The 21,938-nt window shown below is 71.5% G+C and carries 19 protein-coding genes; 7 read left to right on the top strand and 12 right to left on the bottom strand.

The window, feature by feature from the left end:
- Positions 1-22: 22 nt before the first annotated feature.
- Positions 23-523 (bottom strand): PGPGW domain-containing protein, encoded by a 501-nt coding sequence (locus C3E78_RS03495; protein ID WP_159085798.1) that lies wholly within the window; start codon positions 521-523, stop codon positions 23-25.
- Positions 524-605: 82 nt separating this feature from the next.
- Positions 606-1,295 (bottom strand): iron-dependent transcriptional repressor DtxR, encoded by a 690-nt coding sequence (locus C3E78_RS03490; RefSeq protein WP_108577003.1) that lies wholly within the window; start codon positions 1,293-1,295, stop codon positions 606-608.
- Between the two features lie 55 nt (positions 1,296-1,350).
- Here C3E78_RS03490 and C3E78_RS03485 point away from each other — a divergent pair, with 55 nt between their 5' ends.
- Genes C3E78_RS03485 through C3E78_RS03475 form a run of 3 tightly spaced genes read left to right on the top strand, consistent with a single transcriptional unit; the run spans position 1,351 to position 4,741 of the window.
- A complete protein-coding gene (locus tag C3E78_RS03485) occupies positions 1,351-2,706 on the top strand; it encodes a cryptochrome/photolyase family protein (protein WP_108580730.1) in 1,356 nt (451 codons plus the stop codon).
- Positions 2,707-2,719: 13 nt separating this feature from the next.
- On the top strand, positions 2,720-3,424 hold the full coding sequence (locus C3E78_RS03480) for a hotdog family protein (RefSeq protein WP_108577002.1): 705 nt from the start codon (positions 2,720-2,722) through the stop codon (positions 3,422-3,424).
- Positions 3,425-3,460: 36 nt separating this feature from the next.
- On the top strand, positions 3,461-4,741 hold the full coding sequence (locus C3E78_RS03475) for an MFS transporter (RefSeq protein ID WP_199906922.1): 1,281 nt from the start codon (positions 3,461-3,463) through the stop codon (positions 4,739-4,741).
- Here the strand turns inward: C3E78_RS03475 and C3E78_RS03470 are convergent.
- Complete coding sequence (locus tag C3E78_RS03470; RefSeq protein ID WP_159085797.1) at positions 4,714-5,391, bottom strand: DedA family protein; 678 nt, start codon at positions 5,389-5,391, stop codon at positions 4,714-4,716. The genes C3E78_RS03475 and C3E78_RS03470 overlap by 28 nt on opposite strands.
- Positions 5,392-5,504: 113 nt before the next feature.
- Here C3E78_RS03470 and tagD point away from each other — a divergent pair, with 113 nt between their 5' ends.
- Complete coding sequence (gene tagD, locus C3E78_RS03465; protein WP_108577000.1) at positions 5,505-5,972, top strand: glycerol-3-phosphate cytidylyltransferase; 468 nt, start codon at positions 5,505-5,507, stop codon at positions 5,970-5,972.
- A gap of 90 nt (positions 5,973-6,062) precedes the next feature.
- Here the strand turns inward: tagD and pdxH are convergent, their stop codons facing one another.
- Positions 6,063-6,707: a pyridoxamine 5'-phosphate oxidase gene (gene pdxH / locus C3E78_RS03460; RefSeq protein ID WP_108576999.1), complete on the bottom strand. Its 645-nt coding sequence runs from the start codon at positions 6,705-6,707 to the stop codon at positions 6,063-6,065.
- A gap of 36 nt (positions 6,708-6,743) precedes the next feature.
- Between pdxH and C3E78_RS03455 the strand changes: the two genes are divergently transcribed.
- The gene (locus C3E78_RS03455) at positions 6,744-7,850 is read left to right on the top strand and encodes a citrate synthase 2 (RefSeq protein WP_108576998.1); all 1,107 of its coding nucleotides are present in this window, start codon (positions 6,744-6,746) and stop codon (positions 7,848-7,850) included.
- A 73-nt stretch (positions 7,851-7,923) separates the two neighbouring features.
- Here the strand turns inward: C3E78_RS03455 and C3E78_RS03450 are convergent, their stop codons facing one another.
- Positions 7,924-11,367, bottom strand: a complete 3,444-nt coding sequence (locus tag C3E78_RS03450; RefSeq protein ID WP_108576997.1) for a glycosyltransferase — start codon at positions 11,365-11,367, stop codon at positions 7,924-7,926.
- Between the two features lie 244 nt (positions 11,368-11,611).
- On the opposite strand from C3E78_RS03450, the gene C3E78_RS03445 reads away from it, so the two are divergent.
- The gene (locus tag C3E78_RS03445) at positions 11,612-12,340 is read left to right on the top strand and encodes an NADPH-dependent F420 reductase (RefSeq protein ID WP_268916179.1); all 729 of its coding nucleotides are present in this window, start codon (positions 11,612-11,614) and stop codon (positions 12,338-12,340) included.
- Here the strand turns inward: C3E78_RS03445 and C3E78_RS03440 are convergent, their stop codons facing one another.
- The 5 genes from C3E78_RS03440 to C3E78_RS03420 all read right to left on the bottom strand — a co-directional run bounded on the left by C3E78_RS03440 (position 12,341) and on the right by C3E78_RS03420 (position 18,631).
- Complete coding sequence (locus C3E78_RS03440) at positions 12,341-13,132, bottom strand: transglutaminase-like domain-containing protein (RefSeq protein ID WP_108576995.1); 792 nt, start codon at positions 13,130-13,132, stop codon at positions 12,341-12,343. It abuts the gene before it with no gap.
- Between the two features lie 129 nt (positions 13,133-13,261).
- Complete coding sequence (meaB, locus tag C3E78_RS03435; RefSeq protein WP_108576994.1) at positions 13,262-14,248, bottom strand: methylmalonyl Co-A mutase-associated GTPase MeaB; 987 nt, start codon at positions 14,246-14,248, stop codon at positions 13,262-13,264.
- Between the two features lie 13 nt (positions 14,249-14,261).
- Complete coding sequence (gene scpA, locus C3E78_RS03430; RefSeq protein ID WP_108576993.1) at positions 14,262-16,445, bottom strand: methylmalonyl-CoA mutase; 2,184 nt, start codon at positions 16,443-16,445, stop codon at positions 14,262-14,264.
- Complete coding sequence (locus C3E78_RS03425) at positions 16,442-18,250, bottom strand: methylmalonyl-CoA mutase subunit beta (protein ID WP_108576992.1); 1,809 nt, start codon at positions 18,248-18,250, stop codon at positions 16,442-16,444. The genes scpA and C3E78_RS03425 overlap by 4 nt, the downstream gene beginning before the upstream one ends.
- 63 nt (positions 18,251-18,313) lie before the next feature.
- Positions 18,314-18,631, bottom strand: a complete 318-nt coding sequence (locus C3E78_RS03420) for a hypothetical protein (protein WP_135804965.1) — start codon at positions 18,629-18,631, stop codon at positions 18,314-18,316.
- 41 nt (positions 18,632-18,672) lie between these two features.
- Between C3E78_RS03420 and serC the strand changes: the two genes are divergently transcribed.
- Positions 18,673-19,779 carry a phosphoserine transaminase gene (gene serC, locus C3E78_RS03415; RefSeq protein ID WP_108576990.1) on the top strand — a complete coding sequence of 369 codons (1,107 nt, stop codon included), beginning with the start codon at positions 18,673-18,675 and terminating at the stop codon, positions 19,777-19,779.
- A 109-nt stretch (positions 19,780-19,888) separates the two neighbouring features.
- Here the strand turns inward: serC and C3E78_RS03410 are convergent, their stop codons facing one another.
- Both C3E78_RS03410 and C3E78_RS03405 read right to left on the bottom strand, forming a co-directional pair.
- Complete coding sequence (locus C3E78_RS03410; RefSeq protein WP_108576989.1) at positions 19,889-20,407, bottom strand: gamma carbonic anhydrase family protein; 519 nt, start codon at positions 20,405-20,407, stop codon at positions 19,889-19,891.
- Positions 20,408-20,466: 59 nt separating this feature from the next.
- The gene (locus tag C3E78_RS03405; protein WP_108576988.1) at positions 20,467-21,906 is read right to left on the bottom strand and encodes an NCS2 family permease; all 1,440 of its coding nucleotides are present in this window, start codon (positions 21,904-21,906) and stop codon (positions 20,467-20,469) included.
- Between the last annotated feature and the right edge of the window lie 32 nt (positions 21,907-21,938).

Raw genomic sequence — 21,938 nt, 5'->3', positions numbered from 1 at the left:
GCTACAGGTTGGGCCAGATCGTCTACCGCTTGGAACGAGAGGCGCGATCCGAGGTCCGGTCCGCCTTCGGGACGCGCGGCTCGCGCCACCTCACGATGCTGTAGATCAGCAGGACGAGGGCAGCGATCGCCGACGACCACAGGCCGAGCGCGGTGCCCCAGCCGGCTGCCGGCAGCTCGGGACCGAACCCGACGCCCAGCACCTCGAACTCAGGGATGTCCGGCTTGCCCCACCAGACGGCGCCGAGGAACACGAGCCACACGACACCCAGGACGCTGACGAAGATGCGCGGCCACGTCGCGACGCCGAACTTGGCCGCCTCGACGGCCTTGCGCTCCAGCGGACCGAGCAGGTTCTGCGCCCAGACGTAGTGCCGCGACAGCAGGGCGACACCGGCCACCACGACGATCGTGCCTGGTCCCGGCAAGGGCCACAGCACCGCGCCGAGCGCGATGAGGATCCAGCCGAGGACCTCGGTGCCCGTGCGCTGGAACCAGCCCTTCAACGTGGTTCCGACGCTCATGGGAACAGTTTGCCGCATCACCTGAAGTGCGACGGAGCAACCCTCCGGCCGGCAGGTCGAGGAAGGGCCGGGGTGGCCGGCCTCAGGCCGAGACGAAGATGTGTGCGGCGGCCTCGGCGTCGATCTCCGCGGTCTCGGCCTGCCGGGCGACGATGACGCCGTCGTGTCCCTGGGACACGAGCACGTCGTTGCCCGGCAGCGCGCCGACCCGGCGCAGGACCGACATGACCTCGGTGTCCTTCTGCAGCTCCTCCGCGATGCGGCGGATGACCAGGCGGACCGGCTCGGTCGCCCCACGGGCGGCGCCCGTCATCGACTGCACGCCGGTCAGGAACCGGGCCGGCTGCTCGACCTCGCCGAGCTCGGCGAGACCCGGGATCGGGTTGCCGTACGGGGACTCGGTCGGGTGCTCGAGGATCTCGACGAGGCGGCGCTCGACCTGCTCGGACATGACGTGCTCCCAGCGGCACGCCTCCTCGTGGACGTACTCGATCTCCAGACCGATGACGTCGATCAGCAGGCGCTCGGCCAGGCGGTGCTTGCGCATCACGCGGGTCGCCAGCTGGCGGCCCTTCTCGGACAGCTCCAGGTGGCGATCACCCTCGACGGCCAGCAGGCCGTCGCGCTCCATGCGGGCGACGGTCTGGCTCACGGTCGGGCCGCTCTGGTGGAGGCGCTCGGCGATGCGTGCCCGCAGGGGCACGATGCCCTCCTCCTCCAGCTCATAGACCGTGCGGAGGTACATCTCGGTGGTATCGATCAGCTCGCTCACCCGACCATTCTTCCACGGCGGGCAGGATGCCCCGTCACGCCGCAGAATGGAGCCCATGCCGACGTCCGTCATGTGGTTCCGCACCGACCTGCGGCTGCACGACCAGCCGGCCCTCCAGGCGGCGATCGACGGCGGCCCGGACGGCGTGGTCCCGCTGCTGGTGCTCGACGGCCGCTACTGGGGTCCGGGCGCGTCGACCCGTCAGGCGTACCTGGTCCGCCTGATCGAGGACTTCTCCGAGCGCATCGGTGGGCTGCACCTCGTGCACGGCGACCCGGTCGCCGAGGTGCTCCGCGTGGCCCGACAGGTCGACGCCACGTCGGTGCACGTCTCGGCGGACTTCACCCCGATGGGCGCCGAGCGGGACCGGGACGTCGAGGAGGCCCTGGCCGAGCACGACATCCCACTCGTGCGCACCGGCTCGTCGTACGCCGTGTCGCCCGGGCGGGTCTCGAAGGACGACGGCTCGGGCTACCGCGTCTTCACCCCGTTCTTCCGGGCGTGGCAGGACCACGGGTGGCGGCGGCCGGCCGAGGCGCCGGCCGACGTGCCGTGGCTGCGTCCGCCCGGCGGCACCGACCGCCTCCCCGAGGCCACCGTGCCCGACGGGATGACCCTGCCGCCCCACGGCGAGGAGGCGGCGCTGGCCCGCTGGGCGGAGTTCCTGGACGACGACGTCGCCGACTACGCCACGGCGCGTGACCTGCCCGGACCCGACCGCACGTCCCGGATGTCCGTCCACCTCAAGTGGGGCGCGATCCACCCCCGCACGATGCTGGCCGATCTCGCGTCGCTGCGGTCCGAGGGCGCCGCGGCGTACGCGCGGGAGCTGGCGTTCCGTGAGTTCTACGCCGACGTCCTGCACCAGCGCCCGGACTCGGCCTTCGGCTACTACAACCGGGCGTTCGAGCAGATGCAGTACGACGAGCCGGGCGAGGACCTGGAGGCGTGGAGGGCCGGGCTCACCGGCATCCCGATCGTCGACGCCGGGATGCGGCAGCTGCGCGCCGAGGGCTGGGTGCACAACCGGGTGCGGATGATCGTCGCGAGCTTCCTCGTCAAGGACCTGCACCTGGAGTGGCAGCACGGTGCCCGGCACTTCCTCGACCTCCTGGTCGACGCCGATCTCGCGTCCAACCAGCACGGCTGGCAGTGGGTCGCCGGCTCCGGCACCGACGCCTCGCCGTACTTCCGCATCTTCAACCCGATGACGCAGGGCAAGAAGTTCGACCCCGACGGTCAGTACGTCCGGCGCTGGGTGCCCGAGCTCGCGGACGTGCCCACGCGGCACGTGCACACCCCGTGGGAGATGTCCGACCCACCGGCGGGCTACCCGCCGCCGATCGTCGACCACGCGGAGGAGCGCCGGGAGTCGCTGCGGCGCTACGACGCGATCAGGACCGGTCGGTAATAGGGTCGGGCGCATGGTGACGATCCCGGCACAGTTCAACGGACCCGACCACTCCGGCAACGGTGGCTACGTCGCGGGGCTGATCGCGCACGAGGTCGGGACCGGCCCGGTCACCTCGACCCTGCGCATCCCACCGCCGTTGGACGTGCCGCTGAGCTGGGAGAGCGACGGCGAGCACGTGCGCCTGCTGACGGCCGGCGGCGCGGTGGTCGGGGAGGCGGAGCCGGGCGAGCTGGTGCGGAAGGTCCCGGAGCTGCCGTCCGCGGCGGACGCCACGACGGGCCTCGCCGCCTACCAGGGGTTCGAGAACCACCCGTTCGACCGGTGCTTCACGTGCGGCACGGCCCGCGGCGAGGGCGACGGGCTGCGCCTGTTCACCGGGCCCTTCGCGGAGGGGCGCACCGCGGCCCCGTGGACCCCGCACGCCTCGTTCGCGGACGAGGACGGGCTCCTGGACGTGCCCACCACCTGGGCCGCGCTCGACTGCCCGGGAGGCTGGGCCGCGGACTTCACCCGGCAGGCGATGGTGCTGGGCAGGATGACCGCCGAGGTGCTGCGCCGACCGCGCACCGGCGAGTCCCTCATCGCGACCGGCGAGCTCTCCGAGAGGAGCGGCCGCAAGTTCCTGACCAGCACCGCGCTGTACGCCGTCGACGGGGAGCTCCTGGGCCGCGCCGAGCAGGTCTGGATCGAGATCGACGTGGCGACGTTCCGCTGAGGCGGCCGGACGCCGGTGCGCGTAACGTTCTCTGACGTGCCGCGGTCGATCTCCCACCTCTTCGCGGACACCCGCCCCCTGCGCAACCACCACTTCCGGCGCCTGTGGGTGGCCAACATCATCACCGTCATCGGTGCGCAGCTGACCGTCGTGGCCGTGCCCGCCCAGCTGTACGCCGACACGGGCGAGTCGTTCTACGTCGGGCTGGCCGGCGTGTTCGGCCTGGTCCCGCTGGTGATCTTCGGGCTGTACGGCGGGGCGCTCGCCGACGTCTTCGACCGCCGCACGATCCTGGTCGTCACGACGGTCGGCCTGATCGTGACCAGCGCGCTGTTCTGGGCGCAGGCCGCTGCCGGCAACGAGAACGTGTGGTTGCTGCTGTGCCTCTTCTCGGTGCAGCAGGCGTTCTTCGCGGTGAACCAGCCGACCCGCAGCGCGGTCATCCCCCGGCTGATCGAGCCCGAGCTCCTGCCTGCCGCGAACTCGCTCAGCATGACCGTCACGATGGCCGGTGCCATCGCCGGCCCGCTGGTCGCGGGCATCCTCATCCCGATCATCGGGTTCGAGTGGATGTACCTGATCGACACCTTCACGCTCTTCGCGACGCTGGGCGCCGTGCTGCGGCTGCCGAGCCTCACGGTGCTGGACGCGGTGGCGGGCGCGCCGGGCATCCGTGCGGTGATCGACGGCTTCGTCTACCTGCGCACCCAGCCCGTGCTGCTGATGTCGTTCGTCGTCGACCTGATCGCGATGGTCTTCGGGATGCCGCGGGCGCTGTTCCCCGAGATCGCGCACCTGTCGTTCGACGGCCCCGACAACGGCGGCATCGTGTTCGCGCTGCTCTTCGCCGCGATCCCCGCCGGGTCCGTGATCGGCGGCGTCTTCAGCGGCTGGGTGTCGCGCATCGAGCGGCAGGGCCTCGCCGTGGTCGTGTGCATCGGGATCTGGGGCGTCGCGATGGCCGGCTTCGGCGTCGCGGTCGCGCTCGCCGACCACTGGATGACGCCGATGCTGGTCGTCGCGCTGGTCATGCTCGTCGTCGGGGGCGCGGCGGACATGGCGTCGGCAGCGTTCCGCTCCGCCATGCTGCAGTCCGCCGCGGACGATGCGATGCGCGGACGGCTCCAGGGCGTGTTCATCGTCGTGGTGGCCGGAGGTCCCCGCATCGCCGACACCCTCCACGGCGCGTCGGCCGCCGCGGTCGGGACGGCAGCCGCTGCGGCGGGTGGCGGGGTCCTGGTCGTGGTCGGTGTCGTCGTGGCGTCCCTCGCCGTCCCCTCGTTCGTCCGCTACCGCATCACGCGCACGGCGTCCTGACCGTCCACGGCCAGCCCTGCCATGACGCCGGTCGCCAGCTCGAGCGACGCGGTGTCCGGCGCGGCCCGCTCCGGACGCACCCCGACCACCGCGCGGACCACCAGCACCGGCAGCACCCCGATGCCCACCAGCACGAGCAGCAGCCACGCGGCGCGGCCGAACGCGTCACCGGCCGCCGCGACCAGGCCGCCGACGACGGTCCCGCCGCCCACGTAGGCCGCCGACCACAGCGCCGACCCCGCCAACGAGGCGACCGCGAACCGGCGGTACTCCAGCCCCGAGACGCCCGCGGCCGCCGGCGTGAGGGTGCGGACCACGGGCACGAGCCGGGTCAGGAGGATGGCCGTGCCCCCACGCCGCTGCAGGAGGTCCGTCGCCCGGTCGAGGTGCTGCCGTCCGAGGCGTCGCACCGCACGGGTCTCCCGCAGAGCGTCCCCGTAGCGCCTGCCCAGGAGGTACCCGACGTGGTCGCCGAGGCTCGCGCCCAGCATCACGGCCAGTCCCAGCAGGAGCGTTCCCGTCGGTGTGCCGACGGCCGCGGCCAGCACGACCACGGCGGTCTCGCCGGGCAGGAGCATCCCGAGCCCCAGTCCCGACTCGGCGAAGGCGAGGCAGAACCCCAGCCCGAGCGTCAGAGCGATTCCCGTCATGCTCCGAGCGTGCGAGCGCGATGCGTACCCGATCCGGCCCGGAGGTGTCCGGCCGGTGAACATCGCCCGGACACGAGCCCGGGCGTGCGCCGCGACGTGAGTACGCTCGTCCCATGACTACGGTGCTGACCTACGGGACGTTCGACCTGTTCCACATCGGTCACCTCAACCTGATCAACCGGCTCGCCGAGCTCGGCGACCGCCTCATCATCGGGGTGTCGACCGACGAGTTCAACGCCGGCAAGGGCAAGACGTCCGTCGTCTCGTACGAGGACCGCGCCCGGATCATCGAGAGCATCAAGGGCGTCGACCTGGTGATCCCCGAGACGTCGTGGGAGCAGAAGGTCTCCGACATCAAGGAGCACGACGTCGACGTGTTCGCGATCGGCGACGACTGGCGCGGCAAGTTCGACGAGCTCAAGGAGCTGTGCGAGGTCGTCTACCTCTCCCGCACCGACGGGATCTCCAGCACCCAGATCAAGCAGATGCTCCGGGTCCTGGACCCCCAGCACATCACCGAGATGCAGGACGCGCTGGCCGTCATGAGCCGCCTGCTCGAGCACTACCGCGACCTCACCTGACCCCACCCACCCCCCCAACCCAGATTTGCGGGGTCCTGCACGCTTTGCGGGCCGGAAAAGGGTGCAGGAGTCCGCAAATCTGGGTGGGGGCTAGGGGGCGAGCCGCTCGCGGACCCAGCCGCCGGGGACCTCGGTGAACCGGATCCGGTCGTGCAGGCGGTCGAGCCGGCCCTGCCAGAACTCGATCGACTCGATCGCGACCCGGTAGCCGCCCCAGACCGACGGCCGCTCCACGTCGCGGCCCGCGAACCTGCGCTCCACCTCGGCGACCCGCTCGTCCAGCACGTCCCGGCCGGCGATGGGCCGCGACTGCGGCGAGGCGACCGCCCCGATCTGCGAGCCACGCGGCCGCGAGGCGAAGTACGCGTCGGACTCCGCGTCGTCCAGCAACGTCACCGTGCCCTCGACCCGCACCTGCCGCTGCAGGGGGTGCCACAGCATCGTCGCGGCGGCCCGTGGGTTCTCGGCGAGCTCGAAGCCCTTGCGCGACTCGTAGCCGGTGAAGAACGTGAGACCCTGCCGGTCGAGGCCCTTGAGCAGGACGATGCGCACCGACGGGCGGCCGTCCGGCGTCGCGGTGGCCAGCGCCATCGCGTTGGGCTCGTGCAGCTGCGCCACCAGCGCATCGTCCAGCCAACGCCCGAAGAGGACCATCGGGTCGTCCCCCGCGGCGCTCTCGTCGAGCCCGGTGCGGGCGTATTCCTCACGCATCCGGGCGAGGTCTGGGGTCTCCATGTGACCAACGTAGCCGCGCAGTGCAGAATGCAGCGTATGACTGAAGTGCACCACGGACTCGAAGGCGTCATCGCGTTCGAGAGTGAGATCGCCGAACCTGACAAGGAAGGGTCCGCGCTTCGCTATCGGGGCGTCGACATCGACGACCTCGTCGGTCGCGTTCCCTTCGAGAAGATCTGGGGGCTGCTGGTCGACGGGGCGTACGAGCCCGGTCTGCCGCCGGCGGAGCCGTTCCCGATCCCCGTGCACTCCGGCGACATCCGCGCCGACGTGCAGAGCGCCATCGCGCTCACCGCCCCCGCGTGGGGCATGAAGCAGCTGTACGACATCGACGACGTCCAGGCGCGCGACGACCTCGCCCGCGCCGCCGTCATGGTCCTGTCGTACGTCGCCCAGGCCGCCCGCGGCGTCGGCCAGCCGATGGTGCCGCAGTCCGAGATCGACAAGTGCACGACCATCACCGAGCGCTTCCTGACGCGCTGGCGCGGCGAGGTCAACCCCGACCACGTCAAGGCCATCGACGCGTACTGGGTCTCGGCGGCCGAGCACGGCATGAACGCCTCGACGTTCACCGCACGGGTCATCGCCTCCACGGGCGCCGACGCGGCCGCAGCCCTCTCCGGCGCGGTCGGTGCGATGTCGGGCCCCCTGCACGGCGGCGCCCCGGCCCGCGTGCTGACCATGATCGAGGAGGTCGAGCGGTCCGGCGACGCCGAGAAGTTCGTCAAGCAGCAGCTGGACGCCGGCGAGCGCCTCATGGGCTTCGGCCACCGCGTCTACCGGGCGCAGGACCCCCGGGCGCGCACCCTGCGCCGGACGGCCAAGGAGCTCAACGCTCCCCGCGCCGAGGTCGCGATCGCCCTGGAGGAGGCCGCGCTCAAGGAGCTCAAGGAGCGTCGCCCCGATCGCGTGCTGGAGACGAACGTCGAGTTCTGGGCCGCGATCATCCTCGACTACGCGCAGATCCCCCCGCACATGTTCACCGCGATGTTCACGTCGGCCCGCACCGCCGGGTGGAGCGCCCACATCCTGGAGCAGAAGCGCACCGGACGCCTGATCCGTCCGTCCGCGATCTACACCGGTCCCGCCTCCCGCGGCGCCGACGAGGTCGAGGGCTGGAACCCGGACTGGGCCACCGCCTGACGCACGGCACCGACGCACGACACCGACGCGCCCCGCTCGATCGCTCGAGCGGGGCGCGTTCGCGTCGGGGTCGCTACGCGCCGAGGTCGTGCAGGCCGTGCGGCACGCCGCGGACGTCGAGCACGTCGGCCAGCAGGACCCGGGCCCGCTCCACGAACGAGTGCCGCGAGGCGATCACGGCGGCGTTCGCGTCGAGCTCCTCCTGGCTCGGCCAGCGGTGCAGGTCGGGGCTCGCCAACGCCCGGAGCTCGTCGAGCGAGTCGTAGGGCTGCACCGAGATCCCGAAGACCTCCGCCATCCCGGGCACCCGGTCGGAGACCACCCGGGCGCCGGCGGCAGCGGCGTCGAACAGCCGGTTGGAGAAGAATCCCTGGCGTCCCATGTCCTCCCAGTGGTCATTGAGGACCACGTCGGCCGACCGGTAGGTGCGGGCGAGGACGGCATTGTCGACGAACGGCGCGGCCACCATGGACTCGTCCATGAACTTGCTCCAGCCCAGGCCATACAGCCGCAGGTGGAGGTCGGCGTCGAGCGCGTCCTGCACGATCTGTCGCATCGTCCCCCGCGTGTTGCCCACAAAGAGCGCCCCGCCGCCGCCCGCCTCGCCCACGCTGGGCGAGAACCGGGAGGGATTCGTCGCCTGCAGCAGCGGCCGGACGAGGACTCCCGACGCCTCAGTCATCTGCTGCGCCCACGGGGCGCCGGCAGCGTAGACCAGGTCGTAGCCCTGCCTGAGCTCGTCCGCCGTCACGTCATCGGGGTGGCTGATCACCCAGGTCACGTTGGTCGCCCCCGGCTGCGGGGGCGCCGGGACCCGGCCGCGCAGCGCCAGGGTCACGTCGTCGAGATCATCCGTGCCGGGGCGCTGGAAGGCCTCGCGGCGGTCGACGACGACCTCCTGTCCCCAGTGGCGCAGGGCCGCAGCGAGGTCGGCGGCGAAGAAGGTGTCACCCCACAGGTTGCCCCGCGCGCTTCGCGGGGCGGGGTTCTTGATCGCCCAGCGCAGGCTCGGCAGCCCCGCAGCGGGCCCCGACCCGACGACGGCGGGCGGACGTCGCAGCACCAGGGTGACCGAGGTGCGGCGATGGCTCTGGGGCAGACCGCGGCCCGCGGCCACCCGGAGCACCTCGAACCCCGCCTGCTCCCACTGCGACGTGTCGGGAGCGGGCAGGCGACCCTGCCACCGGGTGAGGAGCCGCAGCCGGTTCGACTCGACCTTCGCGAAGCGTCCCGGCGACTTGCTCTCGAGGTGGATCACCCGCGACTCGGGGACGGTCAGGAAGGTCCCGCCGCGCGCGTCGGCGAGTCGCAGGCACAGGTCGATGTCCTCCATGCCGTTGGCGAAGACCGGGTCGAAGCCGTGCGTGGGAGCGAGCACGTCGGCGCGCACCGCCATGCACGCGGCGGTGACGGCGCGGAAGCGCAGGTCGATCTGCGAGCTCACGTCCTCGACGGGGTGCGAGGCCAGGAGGTGCCCGGGGATGCTGTGGGGGCCGTTGAACACCGTCCCGGCCGACTGCACGCTGCCGTCCCCGTACAGCAGCAACGGCTGGACGCCCAGCACGTCGGGTGAGTCCAGCGCCTCGACGAGCGGCGTCAGCCAGCCGGGCTGCGCCTCCGTGTCGTTGTTGAGGAACACCACGATCTCACCGGTCGACTGGGCGAACGCGCAGTTGGAGGCCGTGCCGAAGTTGGTGTTGCGCGGCAGCCGACGGATCCGGACGCGGGAGTCGCCGGCGAAGGTGCTCGCGAACACCGACGTGAGCTCGCGGTCCGATCCGTTGTCGACCACCACGACCTCGACGTCGGAGGGCGAGTGGGCCAGGACGTGGTCGACGGCGGAGCGGACGAGCACCCGGTCGCGGAACGCGGGGATCAGCACCGACACCCGCCCCGCCACGCGATCCGCGACCTGCTGCTCGACCAGCGGCCAGTCGAGGATGTGCTCGGCGCGGATCACGTGCTCGTGCGTGCTCTGCAGACCCGGCTCGAGCGGCAGCGCGCCGAGATCGGTCCCCCGCACGGCGACGAACGGCACGAAGCGGCTCGGCACCTCGTGGCGCAGCAGGTGGTCCCAGCCGTACTGGTCCTCGGCCTCGGGGCGGAACACGCCGCCGTCCTTGCGCAGCTGGTCGGTCGGGAAGAGCATGCCGGACAGTCCGCGGGGCGCGTCCCACAACAGGGTGCCGGCCGGGGGCAGGGCCGCACGCCAGAGGGCCTGACGTCCCCTGCCCGCCCTGCGGTCCACCGTCGCCGCATGCGCCCCGATGCCGTCACCGACCCCGGAGAGCAGGCCGCTGAGGAAGTGGGGCGACCAGACCTCCTGCGGCTGCCAGAAGCAGGCCCAGGCCTCGTCCGCACTCGCCAGCACAGCGTGGACCCGCTCGGCCCACGAGGTCGCCGAGGTCTCGACGAGCACGACCCGACCGAGGTCGCGGAGCTCGGCCAACGAGGCCGGCACCGGGCGTCCGGCGTCGACCGCCACCCGCAAGGTCCACCGCTCGTGCTGCTGGTTCAGGACGCGGTCGAGGTTCGCCGGCGTCGCGTCGCCCCACTCGCGTCCGTCACTGACGATGACGACCGTGGCGTCGGGATCGCCCGCCGGCGGGACCACGGTGTTCAACCACCAGTGCGCCACCGTCGTCGGCGGGCGACGCAGCAGCTGCTCCTGGGCGCCCAGCTCGCCTGCGACGCGGTACATGGTGGCCCGCAGGGTGCCGAGCTCGACCGGCTCGACACCGGACGTGGGATGGGGAACCGTGAGGGTCGAGTCGTCCGCGTGCTCGAGCCAGTGGCCCAGGGGTCCCCCGGGGTGGTCGGCCGCCTCGGGGTGCTGCTCGAGGTGGGTGGCGCCGTCGAAGTGCGGGCCGGCGGCTCCCCGGACCTGGCCGGTGCGCAGGAAGTGCGAGAACGCGAGCGGGGCCTGACCCTTCACCTCGCTGCGCGACCAGAGCCGCTCGTACAGCGGGTTGGGGCTGAGGCCGGCCGACTCCCCCTCCTCGAGGAAGTGCCAGATCGCCGCGGTGTCACCCCCGAACGGGCGGCCCGCCTGCAGCTCGTAGTAGTCGCGATCGAACAGTCCCGAACGCACGGTCCTGGCGAGCACCGAGGCCTGGCGCTGACGGAGCTTGACGAACCGGTTCCAGCCGAGCGTGCCGAGCTGTGGGACCGGCGCTCCGGCGTGGGCGAGCTCGAGGTAGCAGCCGACGGGGCCGCCCGGGTGATCGGTCACGGCCGTCGACTCCGCGGCGAGCGCGACGTCGTCGAGCATCGGCCGGATCGGGAACAGCCGCGCCGACCCGTCGAGCAGCGCCGCGACGACCTCGTCGGGGCCGAGACACGTCGCGTCGACGTCGGTCAGGGGATTGGGCAGCAGGCCCTCGGCCGCACCCACGTCGACGTAGTGCCGGGCCGCCTCGTCCGGCGTCACCGTCCGGCCCGTCTGGAGCGCGTAGTACCACGGGTCGAAGAGGCGGGAGTCCAGAAGGGGCTGGAGCTCTCCGGCGGACCGGTTCAACCGGCGAACTGTGCTCTTGAGCCTTCTGCCCGCTACCACTCGACCCCCACGTAGATTCCCGGCCAAGCGTACACAACCGCGGCGGGGTCCCAGGTGTCGCGCGAGGAGCCCACGACATGGCGAGGGGCCGGCCGTCCCCCCGAGACGGCCGACCCCGCGACGCTTGCGCGCCCCATGTCTCTGGACGAACGTAACGAACCCCAGCACCAAAGTGCAGTCTTGACATTCGCGTCGCCATAGTTATTTGGAACTACGTCGTCCTAGTCCTTCCGGTGGGGCCCGCGGCGCCGCGTCGGAATGCGCCGGGGCACGGGGACGTTCCACCCACATGACCACCATCGGACTCATCGGCGCCGGACTCATCGGCAGCCAGATCGCTCGCTCCGCCACCGCGCACGGCCATGACGTCGTGCTCAGCAACTCGCGCGGACCCGAGACCTTGACCGAGCTCGTCGACGAGCTCGGTCCCCACGCGCGCGCCGCGACCCCGGCCGAGGCCGCCGCCGCAGGCGACATCGTCGTCGTCACGATCCCGTTCAAGGCGATCGACAGCGTTCCGGCCGAGCCGCTGGCGGGCAAGACCGTCATCGACACGAACAACTACTACCCGCAGCGCGACGGCCAGGTCGCCGCCCTGGACGACGAGTCGACCACGAGCTCGGAGATGCTCCAGGACCGGCTCCCGGGTGCGCACGTCGTCAAGGCGTTCAACCACATCGCGGCCGCGGACATCACGGAACAGGCGGCGCCGGCCGGGACCCCGGGGCGCCGCGCCCTGATCGTCGCGGGCGACGACGCGGGCGCCAAGGCCGCGGTGAGCGCCTTCATCGACGAGATCGGCTTCGACGTCGTCGACCTCGGTCCGCTCTCCGAGGGATGGCGCATCCAGCCCGGCACGCCTGGCTACGGTCCGCGCATGACCGCGGACGAGCTGAGCGAGGCGACCGCCTCGGCCCGCCGCGCCCACGCCTGATCAGCGCAGCGGGACCAGCTGGGACAGGTCGTCGCGGGGCAGCTCGTCGACGACCGCGCTGATCGCCATCCAGCGCAGGTCGACGGCCGCACCGTGCTGGCTCAGGAAGGCCGTCTCGGAGGCGTCCTGGCCGGTGGCGATGCGCACGAGCGAGCTGCGCGGCGCCAGCGCGGTCGCGTCGACGACGTGCCAGCTGCCCTCGACGTACGCCTCGGCGACCGCGTGGAAGTCCATCGGGAACAGGCCCGGCGCGTAGACCGAGGCGAGACGTGTGGGGACGTCCAGGGCACGCAGCAGCGCCACCACCAGGTGCGCATAGTCCCGACAGACCCCGCGGCGCGCGAGCATCGTCGCCACGGCCCCGTCGGTCGGCTGGCTGGCGCCCGGCACGTACGTCAGGCGGTCGCCGACCCACGAGCTGACCGCGTCGAGCAGGTCCTTGCCCTGGAGCCCCGCGAACTCCGAGCGGGCAGTGGCGAACAGCGTGTCGGACTCGCAGTAGCGGCTCGGCCGGCGGTACTCGATGATGTCGAGCTCCTCGACCGGCGCCGGGGCGGCCTGGCCCAGGACGTCGGCCGAGTAGTCGATGACCATCGGCCCGGGCCGGCCGGTCAGCCGGTGCAGTCGGGTGCCGTGGCGTCCGGCCACCACGTGCGCCTGCAGCGGGGTCCCGCCCGAGGTGATCTCGAGGGTCTCCTGACAGTCACTGCCCTCCGCGACCGCGATCGAGAAGATCAGGTCGGCCTCCCCGTGCAGGTAGAGCTCCAGGTGGGCTGTCACTGATCGCTTCACGCGCCGATCGTGCCACACCGCGACGCACACGCGAGTGGCGCAGTCCGGACCGCGAGTGGCGCAGTTCTGCACGACACGCCGTCCCACTTCCTTCACCTTGCGCCAGTCGCGGGTCAGGGCGGGGCGGGGTCAGGAGTCGTAGGCCTCGAGGATGCGGTCGGCGGCCGTGGCGGCCGGCATCTCGCCCGAGAGGACGGCCTCGCGGATCTCCTCACGGACGGCGGCGACGGCCGGATCCGTGCGCAGGCGCTGGTCCAGCTCGTCGCGCACGAGCGCCCAGGTGAAGTCGAGCTGCTGCTGCGCGCGCTTCTCCCGCAGGCCACGGGTGCCCAGGAACTCGCGGTGACGGATGATCCGGCTCCAGACCGTGTCGATGCCGGTCCCCTCGAGGGCCGAGCAGCTCAGCACCGGTGGGACCCAGCCGGTCCCGCCGGCGTACACGAGCCGCAGCGCCCCGGCGAGCTCCTTCGACGTGGCCTCCGCCTCCTGCGCGCGGTCCCCGTCGGCCTTGTTGACCGCGACGACGTCGGCGATCTCGAGGATGCCCTTCTTGATGCCCTGCAGCTGGTCGCCGGTACGCGCGATCGTGAGGAACAAGAACGTGTCGACCATGCCGGCCACCGTGATCTCCGACTGGCCCACCCCGACCGTCTCGACGAGGATCACGTCGAAGCCGGCGGCCTCCAGCACGGTCATCGCCTGGCTGGTGGCCCGTGCGACACCGCCGAGGGTGCCGGCGCTGGGCGACGGGCGGATGAACGCGTCGGGGCTGACCGAGAGCCGGGCCATGCGGGTCTTGTCGCCCAGGACCGAGCCGCCGGTGCGGACGCTGGACGGGTCGACCGCCAGCACGCCGACGCGGTGCCCCTCGTCGATCAGGTGGGTGCCGAGCGCCTCGATGAAGGTCGACTTGCCGACACCGGGCACGCCGGAGATGCCCACGTGGATCGCACCGGATCCGCCGCTGCCGTGGACAGGCTCGGTGAGCAGCCCCAGGAGCTCACGCGCCTCGCCGCGGTGGTCGCCGCGGCTGGACTCGACCAGCGTGATGGCGCGCGAGATCGCCGCCCGCTTGCCGACGCGGATGTCGTCGGCGAGCTCGGAGACGTCCACCATCAGCGCGGTCCGGTCACGGCTGCAGCGCCGTGCGGAGCTTGTCGAGCAGGTCGAGCGCCGAGTCAGCGATGACCGTGCCCGGCAGGAACACCGCGGCCGCACCCATGTCCTTGAGCGTCTGGACGTCGTCGGGCGGGATGACACCACCGATGACGACCATGATGTCGGGACGACCGAGCTCGGCCAGGGACTGCTTGAGCGCCGGCAGCAGGGTGAGGTGGCCCGCCGCGAGCGAGGACACGCCGACGATGTGCACGTCGGCGTCGATCGCCTGCTGGGCGACCTCCTCGGGCGTGGAGAACAGCGGGCCCACGTCGACGTCGAAGCCCATGTCGGCGAACGCCGTCACGATGACCTTCTGGCCGCGGTCGTGCCCGTCCTGGCCCATCTTGGCGACCAGGATGCGCGGACGGCGGCCCTCGGCCTTCTCGAACTCGTCGGTGGCCTCGATGACCTGGGCGACGTTCCCCGCCTGGCCGGCCTCGGTGCGGTACACACCTGAGATCGTACGGATGACGGCCTGGTGGCGCCCGTAGACCTTCTCCAGCGCGTCGGAGATCTCCCCGACCGTCGCCTTGGCGCGGGCCGCGTTGACCGCGAGGGTCAGCAGGTTGTCGTCGAGCGAGCCGTCGCTGGCCGAGCCGCGCTCGGCGCTGCGGGTCAGGGCCGCGAGCGCCGCGTCGACGTCGTCCTGGTTCCGCTCGGCGCGCAGCCGCTCGAGCTTGGCGATCTGCGAGGCGTACACGGCCTTGTTGTCGACCTTGAGCACGTCGAGCGGGTCCTCGTCGGCGAGGCGGTACGTGTTGACCCCGATCACGGCCTGCTGGCCGGAGTCGATTCGCGCCTGCGTCCGGGCCGCGGCCTCCTCGATGCGCATCTTGGGGATGCCTGCCTCGATGGCCTTCGACATGCCGCCGGCCTTCTCGACCTCCTGGATGTGGGCCCAGGCACGGTTGGCGAGGTCGTGCGTCAGTCGCTCGACGTAGTACGAGCCGCCCCACGGGTCGATGATGTCGGTGGTCCCGGACTCCTGCTGCAGCAACAGCTGGGTGTTGCGGGCGATGCGGGCACTGAAGTCGGTCGGCAGCGCAATGGCCTCGTCGAGCGCGTTGGTGTGCAGCGACTGGGTGTGACCCTGCGTCGCGGCCATCGCCTCGATCGCGGTGCGGCCGACGTTGTTGTAGACGTCCTGGGCGGTCAACGACCAGCCCGACGTCTGGCTGTGGGTCCGCAGGCTCAGCGACTTGGGGTTCTTGGGGTTGAAGTCCGCCACGAGCTGCGCCCACAACGCGCGAGCGGCGCGCATCTTGGCGATCTCCATGTAGAAGTTCATGCCGATCGCCCAGAAGAAGCTCAGGCGCGGCGCGAACGCGTCGATGTCGAGACCCACGTCGAGGCCCGCCCGGATGTACTCGACCCCGTCGGCCAGCGTGTACGCCAGCTCGAGGTCGTTCGTCGCCCCGGCCTCCTGGATGTGGTAGCCGGAGATCGAGATCGAGTTGAACCGCGGCATCTTCTGCGCGGTGTACGCGAAGATGTCGGAGATGATCCGCATCGACGGCGCCGGCGGGTAGATGTAGGTGTTGCGGACCATGAACTCCTTGAGGATGTCGTTCTGGATGGTCCCGGAGAGCTTCTCGGGCGGGACGCCCTGCTCCTCCGCGGCGACGATGTAGAGCGCGAGCACCGGCAGCACCGCGCCGTTCATCGTCATCGACACGCTCATCTCGTCCAGGGGGATGCCCTCGAACAGCTTGCGGGTGTCGTAGATCGAGTCGATCGCGACACCGGCCATGCCGACGTCGCCGACGACCCGCGGGTTGTCGGAGTCGTAGCCGCGGTGGGTCGCCAGGTCGAACGCGACCGACAGGCCCTTCTGGCCGGCGGCCAGGTTGCGGCGGTAGAACGCGTTGGACTCCTCGGCGGTGGAGAAGCCGGCGTACTGGCGGATCGTCCACGGCTGGGTCGTGTACATCGCCGGGTAGGGACCGCGCAGGAACGGGGTGAGTCCGGGGTACGTGTCGAGCGCGTCGAGGCCCTCGAGGTCCGCGGACGTGTACAGCCCCTCGATCTCGATGCCCTCCGGCGAGGCCCACGGCTCGGCGCCGTCGGTCGCCCGGGCGTACGTCTCGGGGTCCGGCTCGTACGGCTGCTCGGGATCGAGCGGCAGGTCGCTGAAGCTCTCCGGGATGCTCATGCTCCCAGCTCCTCTCGGATCGAACGGAGGAAGGCCAGTGCGTCCAGCCCCATCGCGATGGTGGTGTCGGCGCCCACGTCGGCCTTGCCGGCGAGGACCACGTACGTGGCACCCGCTCCGCGCAGGGCGGTGACCAGGTCGGCGCCCCACTGCTCGTACGCCGCGTCGTTGCCGGCCAGGCACACGACGGAGGGGCTGCCCGCCCGCTCGTGGGCGGCGAGCACGTCGTCCGGGCCCTCGGTCGGTCCGGCGACGACCGTGTCGATGCCACCCGCGGCCAGCAGGTTCGCCGCGAAGGTCGCGCGGGCGGTGTGCGCGGCGATGGGGCCCATCGAGGCGAGGAACACCGGCTGCTCGACGCGCTCGTCACGCAGTGCCTCGAACTCGCCGGCGTACCGGTGGACCTCCAGGGGCTCCGCGTACGGGCGGCGCTCGGGCAGCTGCTCGTGCAGGTTGGGGAACTCCGAGACGCCGGTCACCGGACGGCGACGCCGGGCGATCGCCAGGGCGCGGTCCGAGACGGTCTGCTCGACCCTGCCGCGCACCAGTGTCAGCGCGGCGTCGAGGCTGTCGGTCGCGTCGATCTCGCCGAACAGCGACCAGGCCGCGCGGGCGAGGTCGTCGGTGAGCTTCTCGACGGCGTGCGAGCCGCCGGCCGGGTCGGTGACCGCGGCGACGTGGGACTCGCTGATCAGCAGGCTCGAGGTGTTGCGCGCGATGCGACGGCTGAACGGCTCGGGCAGGCCCAGCGGCTCGTCGAACGGCAGGACGGTCACCGACGCGGCCCCGCCGACGCCTGCGGCGAACGACGCCACGGTCGTGCGGAGCATGTTCACGTACGGGTCGTACGTGGCCATCATCGGCCGGGACGTGACGCCGTGCTGCACCTGCCCGGCGGCCGCGGACGTGACGCCGCTGAGCTCGGCGACCCGGTTCCAGAGCCGGCGGGCGGCGCGGAACTTCGCGATCGTCGGGAACTGCTCGTCGGTCGCCGCGTAGCGGAAGTCGATCAGGCCAGCGGCGGTGTCGACGTCGAGGCCGGCCTCGACGAGCAGGCGCAGGTACGTCACGCCGGCACCCAGCGAGTAGGCCAGCTCCTGGACGTCCGAGGCGCCCGCGTCGTGCACGGCCGTCGCGTCCACCGTGATGCCGCGGGCACCGACGGTCTGGGCGAGCCGGGCGACCTCGACGGCGACGGCGAGGTCGGCGACGCCACGGCGACGGAAGGCTGCCCCGATCGGGTCGGCGCCGAGGCTCGTGCCGGGCGCCGGGGCGACGCCCTTGTCGCCGATGACGTCGACCAGCGCCTGCGCGGCCTCCACGGGCTCGAACGGCGCGTCGAGGGCGACCGGGGCGAGGTCGAGGAAGACCGGCTCGAGGATCCGCGGCAGGGCGTCGAGCGGCACGCCGCCGGTGCCGGCCGAGATCCACAGCGAGTTGACGCCGTTCTCCAGGTCCGTGACGACGTCACGGGCGGTGCGCTCGACGTCCGGGTCGGTGAACCACGCGCGGACGTCCCAGCCCTCCAGGTCCCGGGCGGCGACGGCGCCGCGGGTGTAGGGCGCCTGTCCCGGCAGGCCGCCGTCCGGCAGGTCCGCACTGAGCGCAGGCGTGCCGAGGGGGGTGACCACGATGTCGTCGAGCGTGGTCGTGGCCAGCGTGGCCCACACGTCGCTGTCGGGGGCGTCGTCGGCGAGGCGGCGGGACTTGCGCAGGACCGCGGCCGTGGCCTTCTCCCACTCGTCCTGGGTGTGCTCCAGTCCTTGGGAGAGGGGGACGTCGACTGCTGACCCGTCAGATGCCATAGGGGGCATCGTACGAACCCCGCCGGGCACCGGCCACCCAATGTGACATATGTGACGGGAGGGTTACGACGCGTCCTCGTCGAGCTGCACGAGGAATCCGGCCATGTCGAGCACCTGCACGTGCTCGGCGGGCGTGCCGCCGATCTCGTGCGCGGCCGTGCGTCGCCGTCCGGTCAGCATGACGATTCGGGAGATCGTGCCGGCCACCTCGACGTCGCCCTCGTCGTCGACCGCACTCGTCACCTCGACGCCGAGCCCGTCCGGCAGCTGCGGCAGGAGGTCGGCGAAGCCGGTCGACAGCGCCGCCCACGCGACCTCGTCACCCACGGCGAAGCCGCCGTCCACCACGATGTCCTCGGCCCCGTCCACCCATGTCCACACGCCGCCCACCCTACGGGGCCGCCCCCTGACACACTGGGGGTGTGAAGATCCCCGCCGAGCTGTTGCCGAAGGACGGACGTTTCGGGTCCGGACCGTCGAAGGTCCGCGTCGAGGCGCTCGAGGCCCTCGCCGCGACCGGCACGTCCCTGATGGGGACGTCGCACCGCCAGGCCCCCGTCAAGGACCTCGTCGGTCGCCTGCGCGAGGGGCTCAGCACCTTCTTCTCCCTCCCCGACGGCTACGAGGTCGTGCTGGGCGTCGGCGGCTCGCACGCCTTCTTCGACGCCGCGATGTTCGGGCTGGTGGAGAAGCGATCCCAGCACCTCGTCCACGGCGAGTTCTCGCGCAAGTTCGCGACCGCCGTCGCGCGGGCCCCGTTCCTGCAGGATCCCGAGATCCTCGAGAGCGACCCGTCGACGCACCCCCTCCCCCACGCGACCGACGGCGTCGACGTCTACGCCTGGGCGCACAACGAGACCTCGACCGGCGTGATGCTGCCGATCGAGCGGGTGTGCGACGCAGCCGAGGACGCCCTCGTCCTGGTCGACGCGACCTCCGGCGCCGGCGGGCTCCCCGTCGACGTCTCGCAGACCGACGTGTACTACTTCGCCCCCCAGAAGGGCTTCGCCTCCGACGGCGGGCTCTGGATCGCGCTGATGTCACCCGCGGCGATCGAGCGGGCCGAGCGCATCAAGGCCAGTGGGCGCCACATCCCCGGGTTCGTCGACCTGCCGGTCGCGATCGAGAACTCGCGCAAGAACCAGACCTACAACACCCCCGCGCTCGCGACGCTGTTCCTCATGGAGCAGCAGGTGCAGTGGCTGCTCACGAAGGGCGGCCTGGACTGGGCCGTCAACCGCACCGCGGACACGTCATCGCGCCTCTATGCCTGGGCGGAGGCCTCGTCGTACGCCTCGCCGTTCGTCGTCGCCCCGGCCGAGCGCTCGCAGGTCGTCGGCACGATCGACCTCGACGGCGTCGACCAGCACGACGTGACGACCGCGCTGCGCGAGAACGGCATCGTCGACGTCGACAGCTATCGCGGTCTCGGCCGCAACCAGCTGCGGGTCGCGATGTTTCCCGCGATCGAGCCCGAGGACGTCACGCAGCTGACCCGGTGCATCGACTACGTGGTCGAGCACCTCTAGCCCCCGACTGGCGCAACCCGATCCGCGAGTGGCGCAGAAGTCGACGACACGCCGTCCCAAAACCTTCAGCTTGCGCCACTCGCGGATCTGCTTGCGCCACTCGCGGATCTCAGTCGAGGACGGTGCCGCCGCGGTGGAGCTCGCGGTGCTCCTCATAGATCGCCGCGTTGTGGTGCAGCTTGTCGATCTCGACCTCGCTGAGCTCGCGACGGACCTTCGCCGGCACCCCCGCGACCAGCGAACGGGGCGGCACCACGGTGCCCTCGAGCACCAGCGCACCCGCGGCGACGAGCGACTCCGCACCGATCACCGAGCCGTTCATGATCGTGGCGCCCATCCCGACCAGGACGTGGTCCTCGACGGTCGCCCCGTGGATCACCGCGCCGTGGCCGACCGAGACGCCCTCGCCGAGGACGACGGGCTTGCCCTTGTCGACGTGGAACACCGCGTTGTCCTGCACGTTGGTGCGCGCGCCGATTGTGATGGGCTCGTTGTCGGCACGGAGCACCGCGCCGTACCAGACGCTCGCGCCCTCACCGATCACGACCGAGCCGGCCAGCACGGCGGTCGGCGCGACCCACGCGCTGTCCGCGACCTGAGGGACCTTGTCTCCGAGTGCGATCTGCATGACGCCAACCTAGCGACGGCCGATCGCACCCGGAGCGCGCACTCCCCGGTTCGGCGGGGTCAGCCGACCCAGTCGCTGATCGGGTTGATCGCGAAGTAGATCACGAACAGGACCGCGATGACCCACATCAGCAGGTGCACCTGCGCGATCTTGCCCTTGACGATCTTCAGCAGGACGAACGCGATGAATCCCGCGCCGATGCCGGCAGTGATCGAGTACGTGAACGGCATGAGGGCGATCGTCAGGAACGCCGGGATCGCGATCTCCTCGTCGCGCCAGTTGATGTCGCCGACCTGCGTCATCATCATGAAGCCGACGAGCACCAGCGCGGGCACCGCGGCCTCGCTCGGGATGTGCGCGACGAGCGGGGTGAAGATCGTGGCCAGGAGGAACAGCACGCCGGTCACGATCGCGGACAGACCGGTGCGCGCACCGTCGCCGACACCGGCGGCGGACTCGACGTACGACGTGTTGCTCGAGACGCCTGCTGCACCACCGGCGGCGGCGGCGATCGAGTCGACGACGAGGATGCGCTGGGCGCCCGCGGGGGTGCCCTCCTCGTCGTTGAGCCCGGCCTCGGCGCCGATCGCCGTCATGGTGCCCATGGTGTCGAAGAAGTCGGCGAGCAGGAGGCTGAAGACCAGCAGCACGACGGTGATGAAGCCGACCCGCTCGATCGAGCCGAACAGGCTGAACTCGCCGAGCAGGCCGAAGTCGGGCAGGTCAACGATCGAGTCAGGAAGTGCGGGGACGTTGAGGTTCCAGCCGGTGGGGTTCGGCTTGCCGTCGACCGTGCCTGGGCCCGCGTCGACGATCTTCTCGACGATGACGGCCAGGACGGTGGTGATGACGATGCCGAGCAGGATGGCGCCGGGGACGCGGCGCGCGTGCAGGGCGATCATCAGGAGCAGGCCGATGCAGAACACGAGGACGGGCCAGCCGGAGAGCGTCCCGCCGGTGCCCATGCCGATCGGCGGGGACGCGTTGCCGGTCGTCCGCACGAAGCCGGCGTCCACGAGACCGATCAGGGCGATGAACAGGCCGATGCCGACCGCGATCGCGGTCTTGAGCTCACGCGGCACCGCGTCGAAGACGGCCTTGCGGAAGCCGGTCAGGACCAGCACGAGGATGACGAGACCCTCGAGCACCACCAGGCCCATCGCGTCGGCCCAGGACATCTGCGTCGCGACGGAGAACGCGACGAACGCGTTGAGGCCCAGCCCCGCGGCGATCGCGAGCGGGAAGTTCGCGACCACGCCCATGACGATGGTCAGCACACCCGCGACGAGCGCGGTGGCGGCGGCGATCTTCGGGAGGTCCGGGTTGGCGCCGCCACCGAGGTACTGGCCGTCGGCGTCCTGGACGAAGCCGAGGATCAACGGGTTCAGGACGATGATGTACGCCATCGTCAGGAAGGTCACGACACCGCCGCGGACCTCACGAGCGACCGTCGACCCCCGCTCGCCGATCTTGAAGTAGCTGTCGAGCTGAGTACGCATGGGGCTCCCGTTCCGGACCGGTGTGAACGCAT

Origin of the sequence: Aeromicrobium chenweiae (assembly GCF_003065605.1) — a bacterium.
Classification (GTDB): Bacteria; Actinomycetota; Actinomycetes; order Propionibacteriales; family Nocardioidaceae; genus Aeromicrobium; species Aeromicrobium chenweiae.
The sequence above is the reverse complement of the archived record's forward strand: the minus strand, read 5'-3'. Positions and strand labels throughout refer to the sequence as shown.